Raw genomic sequence first — 9,942 nt, 5'->3', positions numbered from 1 at the left:
TCGCTCGCCGTGTTGCGGTTGACGTCGTGCTCCAGGCCGAGCAGCAGCGGCGGGATGTCGAAAGCGTCGGCGACGATGCGGATGAGGAACTCCTGCCACGCCAGGCGCAGGTCCTGGTCGGTGCCCGAGCCGAAGCGCAGCACCTCGGGCTTGGATTCGACCGAGAGGATGGGCACGCGGCCGGTGCCTTCGATCTCGTCCTGCCACCAGCGGATGAGGCGCTCGTGGTGCGCCGGGCTCAGGTCCTGCAGCCAGAGCGCGTACTGCACCACCGTGTTCGAGGCCAGGCGCGCGGCGTAGCGATAGGCGCCGAGAAAGGCGTTGATGGTCTCGAAGGCGACCTCGAGGCGCCCCAGGCCGAAGGGCGTGTGGGTGCGCGGGTTCAGGCGGATGTAGATGAGTTCGTCGTCGGCGAGCGTGATCTGGCCCTCGGGGCCGAAGCGCGCGGTGGCCTGCACGTAGCGCGGGGAGGCCGGCAGGCCGTCCCAGTCGGCGCGCAGGCGGATGGAGGCGCCGTCCACCGGCCACAGCGCCAGCGGGCGCGCGGCCTCGCCGGTGAGCTGGACTTCGATGGCGCCGAAGCCGCCCACGATCACGTCCTCCAGCACCTGCTCGGCGAGCGAGCGGAAGCTGTCGTCGGAGTTGGGGGCGTCGAGGTTGTCGCTGAGGATGCGGAGGCGCTCGGCGCCCTGCGGCAGCTCGGCCAGGTCGCGGCCCTTGCGCGGCTGGACGCGCCAGCGCATGCCCGCCACCCGGTCCTTGATGGTGTTGATGGCCTTGCGCGCCAGCGGGGTCTCGGCGAAGCGCCGCAGGTTCGCGGGCGTGGGCTTGGGCAGAGCGTCGGCACGCGGGCCGTAGGAGTTCAGGATGGAGGGCAGCGGGAGGGTGTGGCGCGGTTGGGGCGCGCGCGCTCCGGCGATGCGGCGCAACGCGCCGCGCAGCTTGTCTTTGATGTTCATGAGTTCACCGCCGCGGATGAACGCGGATCGACGCGGATCAGAACTGCTTAGCCACAGAGGACACAAAGGACACAGAGGAAATCAGTCGTCACTGCTTCCAACCCAGCGCCCGAAGGGCGCAAAAGACGGTAGCCCACGGCGCAAGCCGTGGGTAGCCTGGGCATGAATGCCAAGCCCCCGAAGGGGGCGTAAGACTACTTCCAGATGTACCGCTCATCGAACTCGATGCCATGCTTGCTCAGGAGGGTCCGAAGCTCCTCCTGGAACGACATCTTGCGATGATGCCGCTCCTGCTCTTTGATGTAGCGCGCCACGGCGTCACGATTGGACTCGCTCACGCTGAAAGCGGCGTACCCGGTCTGCCAGGCGAATTTGCCGCGGTCGGGCCAGCGCTCGTGGACCCAGCGCGAAGAATTGGTTTTTGCGACCCGCAGGCAATCGGCGACTGCCACATCGCAGGACAGGCGCAGGAGCATGTGGACGTGGTCTTCTGTTCCACCCACCATCAGCGCCGGAGCCTTCAGTTCGCGAGCGATCCCGCCCAGGTACGCATGCACATCCGCGCGGATGGCGGCGTCCAGGTAGCGGGCGCGCTCCTTGGTGCTGAAGACCGCGTGGACCAGCAGGTCGCTGAACGAGTGCATTCTTACGCCCCCTTCGGGGGCTGGGGCCTTCTTCTCTCGCTTTCCCACGGCTTACGCCGTGGGCTACCGTCTGGCGCGCGTTTCGCGCGCTACGGTCATTGCATCAGAATCGGCAGAAGCCACCAGGCCAGCGAACCCAAGGTCGCGCACAACAGTGGAACGATCATCTTTGGCCTGCCCAGCAGGGCGATGACACTCAAGCCCACCAGCGCCCTTCCAGGGATTCTCGCAAAATCCCTGTAGCGGGCGAACGCAGACCAGTCATCTCCTCTTACCAAGGGCCACCAAACGAAACAGGTGCCCAGATAGAGCGCAGCAAGACCAGTGGTGGCAATCAGCACGGCCAGACTAATCCACTCACCTGAAGTCTTTCGCCGGCCGCGCATCCCGGCAGTTAGCGACCATGCCCAGATCAGGCCGACCGGAGCTGCGATGAGCAATAGAAGCAGCAGGACGAAGAATAGGTGACCGCCCCAACTCATGCTTTCAGCTCCCGCCGGGCGGCCGCGGCGAGCTGCGGCAACTCGGCCTGGGCAGCGACGGTGACGTGGCTGCGCTCCAGGGTTTCCAGGGCGAAGGCGATGGCTTCGTCCTGGCGGTCGAGCTTGTCTTCCACGATGGCGGTCAGAGAACTCTTCACTTTTTCCACGCGCCGGATGCCGTCCGCGATCTGCGGGTAGCTGAAGGCCAGGACCTTGGCGGAGTCGACGTCGCTCGCGAGCGAGACGGCGTGGAAGAGCTTGATCACGCCGTTGGGCTTGTAGCCGCAGTCGAGCTTGAGCGGGTCGCCCTTGTGCGTATACTTCGCGACTTCGATCTTCTTCTGCATGAGCGCCCAGACGCCGGCCTGCTCGAAGGCATCGCGCATGCGGCCGAAGATGGCCTGGCGCCCGGCTAGGGCGCGCTTCCCTGCCCGGCGAGCGGACTCCAGGTACATCGCGGCCAGGCTCTCGAGTTCCGCCTGCGGCTCCTCGGCCAGGCAGGCGCGCGTGGGCGAGAGCTGGATGGCGCCGGAGAACGACTCCTGGATGCGGCGCAGGAACTCGGCACGGTCGCCGGCCTCGGCCAGACGGCTGCGAACCTCGCCCTCGAGCGCCGCCAGCATTTCCAGGTCGGCGGCGGGATCGAGGCAGCGCACGCGGCTCCAGTCGCGAGTGAAGCGCACCCCGGCGAAGCCCGAGCCGTCGCGCTCCAGCAGCACCACGCCCAGGTTGACGAACTCGTCCTTCACCGCGTCGGGAACGTAGCGCAGCAGGAAGAATTCGAGCTGTCGTCGCTCAGCCATCAGTCTTAGTTGACCACAGAGGACACAGAGGAAAACCAAGTCAATCTTATCGGGCCCTACGTCCTCCTGTTCTTATCATCCTCCGCGTCTCCGTGCCTCCGTGGTGGATTTCTGTTCCTCCTTACCTCAGCCCTTCCAATTCGGGAAGGGTTGCCGGGATGAATTCCGGAATCCCGTGATCAACTCGCGCACGCGCGCTCGGCGGGCCAGCAGCGCGGTCATCAGCTTCTCCAGCGCCTCCCAAGCGCCGCCGTACCATTCCGGCGGGACTTCCTCGGCGCAGGCCCATAGAGCGCTTTCCTCCATCTGCTCGATGCGCTCCAGCCAGGGCGAGAACGCTTGCCAGCCTCGCACCTCGGCGTACACCGCGTTGCGCCCGAAGACGCCGCGCAGCGGGCCGTCAGGGAAGCTCCACTCGCCGGCGTTGAAGCAGTAGCCTTGGTCGATGAACGCGGCCGTGTACTTGCGCTCGCGGCCCTTGCGCCAGAAAGCGGCCTGGCGCCCGTTGGCGTTGCAGGTCCACTTGTCCAGCGCCAGCATACCGGCGAAGGCCTCCAGGTTGCGCACGCGGTCGAGCATGCTCTCGGGCAGGTAATCGAAGACCTGGCCCTCCAGCGGATCGACCACGAAGCGCGAGCCGAATTGTAGCCCCGGGCGGCAGGGCAGGCTCTGTCCCGCCAGCTCGATGGTGAGTTCCGGAGTGTGCCGGACCAGCCATTCTCCCACTTCAATGACCTCGGGCCGGGGCACGGGCAGATTCAGGCGCTCCGCCAGGCGGGTGGCGAGCAATTCGTTGGCCAGCACGCGCACGTGCTGGGGATTGTTCTGGAACTTGACCACGTAGAAATGGCCGTCGGCGGCGCGCATGAGATGGGCTTGCGCTCCGCCCCTCATTCTGCGAACGTGCTGGACGGCGGTGACCAACGGCGCGCCATCTTAACACCACGCCCCCAGCCGCTTCTGCGACGGCCCCCTTCCAAAGGGGGTCTTGTCTTCGCCTGCGGGCCTTCGTACATTCATGGGCCCCAGCAACCATCTCAGCTTCAGGGAAGGAACAAACCGTAATGTCTCAGGCCCAGTTGTGCCGCTTCGCCACGATCGCCGCGCTCCTGCTTCTCTGCCTGGGCGGTGTCGCCCATGCCCAGGGCCCGATCACGGGCGTCTCCGTGACCGCCAGCCCGCAAGGCTACCGGGGCGTCTGCCCGGTGCACATCCGCTTCACGGGACTGGTCTACGTCGACCGCTATCCCATGGTCTTCAACTACCACTGGGAGCGCAGCGACGGCGCCAGCACGCCGCTGCGGATGTATCGCGTCAACAATCCCCGCCAGCGGGTCGTGCGCCTGGTCGAAGACTGGCAACTGGGCGGATACGGGCAGTCGCGACAGGTGTGGATGCGACTGGCCGTCAACTCCGGAAACACGCACCTGGTGTCGGAGGCGGCCACGATCCATTTCACCTGCCGATAGGGCCGGAAGACGCTCAGCGGGCCGGCAGCGCCTCCAGCGCTAGGGTGTGGAGCGGCAGCGCGTCTCCGGCCAGCTCGCGGCGGACGGCGAGGGCGATGGCCATGGCCAGCACGCAGTCGTCATGCGCGCCGGCGGCGGCTGCAGAGGAGCCGTCGGGAGAGCGCACGAAGCTGCGGCACTCGTCCAGCAAGCGCGCGCTCTGGATCAGTCCCGGAGCCGCCGCCAGCACCGCGGCAAAATTCTCCAGCATGGCGGGGCGGCTGGCCGCGGTGGTCAGCCACCCCGGCGGACCGCCGCGTGGATAAAGGTTGTCGTATCTCTCTCCCGCCAGCAGGTGCGCCAGCACGCCGTGGCCGTGGTTGTTGCGCTCCACCGCAACCAGGGCGCGGTTGTACTCGCGCGCCAGCGCGGCGGTGCGGGCGGCGAGTTCCGCCGGCGTGAAGTGGCCACGCCATTCGGCGCACTGCAGGCCGCTGGAACGCTCGATGACCTGGGCGCAAGCATAGTCGCCCAGCGTGCCTCCGCCGGCCGGGTCCACGCCCACGATGTACTCGCGGCGCGCCGCCGGCGGGAACCAGACCAGGAGTTGCTGGTTGTCGCGCGCCTCCGCGGGAGGGGGCAGGGCCGCGCGCCGCCGCTCCACCGCTTCCAGGTCGAAGACGCAGTCGCCGTAGGCGAGGAAGCAGCTCACGGCATCCTCGGCAAACTCCTGCGCCGCCAGCCGGCGAAAGCTGGAGCGGATCTCGCGGCGGTAGGCGATCTGCGCGGGCGAGAGCCCGTGGCGCTCCATCAGTTCATGTTCTTCTGCGGTGAGCTGGTCCACCGCGCTCTCGGGCCGCTGATACGACTCTTCCCACCACCAGGGAAAGAAGTGGCGGGTGACGCCGTTCTCGGGGGCGCGCTGCCACTCTTCGTAGAAGCATCCGCCCGCGCCCAGGGGCGTCGACTCCAGCACGATGACGCCGTCGGGCGGGACGGCGGCGCGCAGGGAGGCCAGGGTGGCGGGGACATCGCCGGGCCAGCGGGCCACCTCCGAAGCGTGCAGGTTGCGGATGGTGAGCCCGCGGCCGGCGTGGGGGTCGGCGGCGGTCTCCACGCGGTATTCGCTGTCCAGGTGCGGGAAGATGATCTGCCGCACATTGGCCCGCGAGGTGGCCAGCGCCCCCCGGCGCAGCCGCTCCGGCAGGTTCTCCAGGAAGCGGTGCACGATGCGAAAGATCTCCTCCGCCGACTGCTGGTCGTGGGCCACCTGCACGCTCAGCGTGCCCGGGCGGGTGATGGTCTCGACGAAGAAGCGCGCGGCGATCCAGGTGGTGATGCCCACTTGGCGCGCCTTGAGCACGATGCTGCGGCACCCGGCGCTGCGCTCGTACTCCGCCTGCACGCGGTTGGGACGCAGGCGCCGCAGCGCGCCCTGCTTGTCGCGGATCCTGAGCAGGACGCGGATCAGGAACTCGCGCACGCTGCGCCCCCTGAGCGCGGGCGGGCGGGTATCCAGGCGCCGCCCGTACCTCAGCAGCACCTGCAGATCGCGATCCACGGTTCCTCGCTCCTTCGTCTTAGTCTTTCTTGCAGAAGATGACCTTCACGAAGGCGGGGCGGTTGTCGAAGGCCGTGCCTGTGAAGGCGGGCTGGCTCACCGTGCCCGTGGGCGTCCCCGGCGTGCCGGTGAAGGTCGGCTGGCTCACCGTGCCCGCCGGAGTGATGGAAGAGACGCCCCCGGAGGGGTTGGCGGTGGTAGCCGAAACCACGTCCCCGGAGGTCGGCGCCCGCGCCGACCCACCGGTGGATGACGAGGTCATGACGTGAGTGCCGGAGGTCGAAGCCGACGTTCCACCCTGCACGTTCCAGGTCACCGTCACGGTGTGGGTGTGATTGATGACCTGGGTGAAAGGCGTCCCGGTGAAGGCCGGCTGGGAGACCGTGCCGGCGGGCGTGAAGGAGCTGCCGGTGAAGCTGGGCTGGCTGACCGTGCCCGCGGGGGTGACGGTGTCGCTGCCGCCGGTGGCGGCGATGTCGCCGTTGGCCGCGGCCGTGCCCAGGATGAACTTGCCGCTCAGGCTGCTGACCTCGCTCCAGCCCGCGCCCAGGGTCGCGCTGCAGGAGCCGCTGACGATGAGGACCACCGCGCCGGACGGCACACTGCCGCCACCCTGGTCGGCGGCGCACACGATCGCGCCGTTGGCGTCGATGCCCACCATCTTGTCGCTGCCGCTGCAGGACTGGCTGTAGGCGATGGGCTTGCGCGTGGCTCCGGCAGGCGCGCCGATCTCCTGCGGGAGACACGCCGAGGGCAGGAGGGAGGAAGCCGCTAGAACGAAGGCAAAGACAGGGCGGATCATTGGTTGATCACTCCGGAAGAGGTCGCGTAGGCGTTGGAGCCGTCGAAGACGAAGCTCTGCGCCGAGCACTTGGAGGCGGTCGAACCGATGGTCATCCCGCCCTTCATGGTGGCGGGCCAGGTGAAGGCATGGCTGCCGCCCGAGTCCTGGCAAAGGATCATCTCCACCGTCTGCCCGGCGGAGCAATTGGAGAGGGTGGAACTGGTCACGTCGCCGGTGAGCGTGATCTTGTGGGCGTTGCCCTTGGCGCAGTCGAAGACGGGGGTAGCGGAGAAGGCGACCGTCTCCAGGGTGGCGCTCAGCCCCACGAAGGTGCCCTTGCCGGCGGCGTTGGTGGAGGCATAGCAGTGCCCCGCGCCGTCCCCGAAGCACACGCCGCCCGTGCCGCCGCTCTTGTTGAGGCTGACGGCATTGGAACTGGCCGATCGCAGCTCCCAGTTGCCGCTCCCGTTGTCGTAGAGGCCGCTGGCGTTCACCAGGTTGGCGAGCCAGAAGACGTTGCCCGCCGCCGTGGTCTGGAGTTGATACTGGATGGTGGAGTTGTCCCACTTGTAGAAGTTGATGTTGCGGATGTTGTTCTGCTGGTAGCCGGGGGCCAGGGGATCCGAGTTCTGCCCGCTCACCAGGTTCAGGTTCAGGGTGCCGCCATTGGCCTGGCGCAGGGTGAAGCCCTGGCCGTAAAGGAACATCGCTCCGTTTGAGACCTGGATGCCTCCGTAGTTGATCGAGGCGCCGGTGCCGGTATTGCCGACGCAGTTGCCGCCCAGCACCAGGCTGGCCTGGTTGAAGTAGGGCGGCGCCTCCGCCGAGGTCTCGCAGTAGGGATGGAGCCAGGTCGAGCTGGACGAGGCCCCGCGTCCCACCAGGGAGCCCGCGATCAGCGAAGGCGTGCCGATGGCGGCCCACACCGTGTACACGTCGCCGGAGGCGGCGGTCTGCGCGGTGCCACCCGAGGTCGAGCCGTCGGCGTGGGTGAAGGGGCACTGGAACTCGGTGGTGGAGACGATGCTCGAGATCTGGCAGCTTCCGTTGAAGCTGGAGTCCGCCTGCCCCGCGGTCACCACCCACTGCTGCATGGCGAAGCCGTGGGTCACCGAGGTCACGCAGTCCATGAGGTTCGCGGTCACGGAGCAGGAGGTCAGAGCTTTGGTCGAGCCGCGCGCGATGGACGCGCGATTGTCGTAGTGGCTGCCGACCTGCACCCAGGTGTCGCCCAACTGGGAATAGTCGAAGATCCCGCCCAACTGGTTGGCGCGCGAGTTGACCATCATGGCCACGCCGGAGTTGGAGTCGGCGCCGGCGGTGTAGATGCCGTAGCCGCGGTTGCCGTCCACGCCCACGTTGTAGAACTTCCAGAAATCGGGCTGCGAGGGATGGGCGGCGGGCGGGTTGGGGAAGACGGTGGAGGTGCCGTCCACGTAGATGCCGTGGCCCCTGAACTGGCGCACGTACACGTTCTCCAGTTGCGGCTCGCCACCGGCCAGCACGACGCCGTGCGGCCCGTCCGCCTGGATGTTGGTGTTGAAGAGCGTGTAGGTGGAGAGGTTGCCGTCGTACCAGCCGCCCAGGCCGAACAATTCCAGGTTGGACATCTTGAAGGTGTAGCAGTCGGGGCCGATCTTGAAGCCGCCGGTGGTGGAGGGGAAGACCAGGGTGGCGGCCCCGCCCGAGTAGCCGCCGGTGGAAGTGTCGCCGTCCACCCAGATGCCGTTGGCGCAGGCAGGGGCGGTGTTGATGACCACCGCGCCGGAGAAGACATAGTCGGCGTGGACGGAGGCGTTGCCGCCGGCCACGGCGAGCTGCTGCGAACGGAAGTAGAGGTAGTGCTTGGCGCCGTTGGCCAAGGCGGCGTTGGTCGCGGCCAGAGCGTCGGTGCCGTAGTAGGCGATGATCCCCGAGGTGGTGCGCGTGGCGGTGGCGCTCAGCGTGACTTGCGAGGCCGACTGCACCGACTGGATGGTGGCCAAGGCGATGCCGGGATAGCCGGAGTAGCCGTAGTCGTGGAAGAGGATGGTCTTGCCCACGTCGGCCGAGGTGAAGCCGGAGCCGGTGATGGCAGAGCACCCGCTGAGCACGGCCGAGCCGCTGGTCATGGAGCACGACTGCACGATCAGCGCGTCGTTCCTGGCGCCGTACCAGGTGATGTAGAGGAGGTCGTTGCCCTTGAGCAGCACGCTGCCGTGGGCGGGATCGATGATGGGCTGCTGCGGGGCCGCCCGCACCGAGCCCAGGATGGTCACCGTCTTGCCCGCTGCCGGCGCCAGCTTCGCCCCCTGCCGGAACTCCAAGGTCAGGTTGGCCGGGAGGGTGACGTCGGAGGAGAAGGAGTAGGTCCCCGGCCCCAGGACGAGGTGTACGGGCTTGGCGACGCCGGCGAAGACGTCACTGGAGATGGTCTGCGCGCCCTCGAAGTCGGCTTCGACCGTGCCCCCGGTCGCGGGCAGGTCGTTGAGGGCGGCCTGGAGGCGCACGCCGGCGTCCGCTCCGCTGAAGCGGCTGGCGTAACGGGTGTGGTTGAGCGACTGCACGCTGGCGGCGGTGAAGGTAGCGGCGTTGGGCGCGGCCTGCCCGATCTCGCCGGGATTGGCCCAGTCGGTCTCGGCCACGCCGCAGTCGGCGGGCGCTGCTTCCAGACCGCTGCCGTCGTTCTTCACCCGCACGCAGCGGCTGGAGGTCCATGCGGACTGCCCGGTGCCGCCTTTGCTCACCGGCACAGCGGGCAGGCGGCCCGCGTCCAGCGTCCCGCTGGTGATGGTGGAAGCGTCCTGATTGTGGACGACGTCGGCTTTGCCCGCCAGGCCGCCGCTGACCACGGCGATCTGCGTGTCCACGTAGTGGCGGTTGGCGGCCTGGCCGGGCGCGGCTGGGTCCCCGCTCAGGGTCAGCGGGCCGGCCATGGAGTCGCCCGCCTTGGCGACGAAGAGATTGCCGATGCCGGCGGTGGCGCCGTCCACGTAAGCCTTGTTGGCGGCGCCCTGGTCGGCGATGGGCGTCGGCACCAGGGGAGAGGCGGAGAACTGCTTCACGCCGGCGACGCTCTCATCCCCGCTGTTGTGGAGCACGGCCGTGTCGTTGGCCTTGCCGGCCACCGCCGTGTCCACGTAGGCGCGCGAGGCCGCCTGGATGGCCACCCCCGCGGGCATCACCGTGGCGCGGATGGCCGAGATGGTGGCGGGCGAGGCGGCGGGCACCGTCCAATACTCGGTGCTGGTGTCGCCTCCGGTCAGCTTCAGCACCACCTTG

9 protein-coding genes are annotated in these 9,942 nt (G+C 68.2%); 1 reads left to right on the top strand and 8 read right to left on the bottom strand.

What is annotated here, in order from left to right; translation table 11 throughout:
- From VEG08_08255 to VEG08_08235, 5 genes are all read right to left on the bottom strand, one after another.
- A partial coding sequence (locus VEG08_08255) for a phage portal protein (protein HXZ27975.1) occupies window positions 1–959 on the bottom strand: 959 nt, incomplete at its 3' end.
- A 194-nt stretch (window positions 960–1,153) separates the two neighbouring features.
- The gene (tnpA, locus tag VEG08_08250; protein HXZ27974.1) at window positions 1,154–1,603 is read right to left on the bottom strand and encodes an IS200/IS605 family transposase; all 450 of its coding nucleotides are present in this window, start codon (window positions 1,601–1,603) and stop codon (window positions 1,154–1,156) included.
- Between the two features lie 95 nt (window positions 1,604–1,698).
- Window positions 1,699–2,085 (bottom strand): hypothetical protein, encoded by a 387-nt coding sequence (locus VEG08_08245; protein ID HXZ27973.1) that lies wholly within the window; start codon window positions 2,083–2,085, stop codon window positions 1,699–1,701.
- A complete protein-coding gene (locus VEG08_08240) occupies window positions 2,082–2,888 on the bottom strand; it encodes a DUF3037 domain-containing protein (protein ID HXZ27972.1) in 807 nt (268 codons plus the stop codon). The genes VEG08_08245 and VEG08_08240 overlap by 4 nt, the downstream gene beginning before the upstream one ends.
- Window positions 2,889–3,014: 126 nt before the next feature.
- The gene (locus VEG08_08235; GenBank protein ID HXZ27971.1) at window positions 3,015–3,782 is read right to left on the bottom strand and encodes a HipA family kinase; all 768 of its coding nucleotides are present in this window, start codon (window positions 3,780–3,782) and stop codon (window positions 3,015–3,017) included.
- Window positions 3,783–3,952: 170 nt separating this feature from the next.
- On the opposite strand from VEG08_08235, the gene VEG08_08230 reads away from it, so the two are divergent.
- Window positions 3,953–4,357, top strand: coding sequence for a hypothetical protein (locus tag VEG08_08230; protein HXZ27970.1), 405 nt, complete (start codon window positions 3,953–3,955; stop codon window positions 4,355–4,357).
- A 13-nt stretch (window positions 4,358–4,370) separates the two neighbouring features.
- Here VEG08_08230 and VEG08_08225 read toward each other — a convergent pair whose 3' ends face one another.
- The 3 genes from VEG08_08225 to VEG08_08215 form a co-directional block, all read right to left on the bottom strand.
- A complete protein-coding gene (locus VEG08_08225; GenBank protein ID HXZ27969.1) occupies window positions 4,371–5,897 on the bottom strand; it encodes a terminase in 1,527 nt (508 codons plus the stop codon).
- A gap of 19 nt (window positions 5,898–5,916) precedes the next feature.
- Window positions 5,917–6,699, bottom strand: a complete 783-nt coding sequence (locus VEG08_08220) for a hypothetical protein (GenBank protein ID HXZ27968.1) — start codon at window positions 6,697–6,699, stop codon at window positions 5,917–5,919.
- The coding region (locus VEG08_08215; GenBank protein ID HXZ27967.1) for a hypothetical protein at window positions 6,696–9,942 on the bottom strand (3,247 nt) is incomplete at its 5' end. The genes VEG08_08215 and VEG08_08220, both read right to left, overlap by 4 nt.

The sequence above is a fragment of the Terriglobales bacterium genome (genome assembly GCA_035624475.1).
GTDB lineage: Bacteria > Acidobacteriota > Terriglobia > Terriglobales > Acidobacteriaceae > DASPRL01.
The sequence above is the reverse complement of the archived record's forward strand: the minus strand, read 5'-3'. Positions and strand labels throughout refer to the sequence as shown.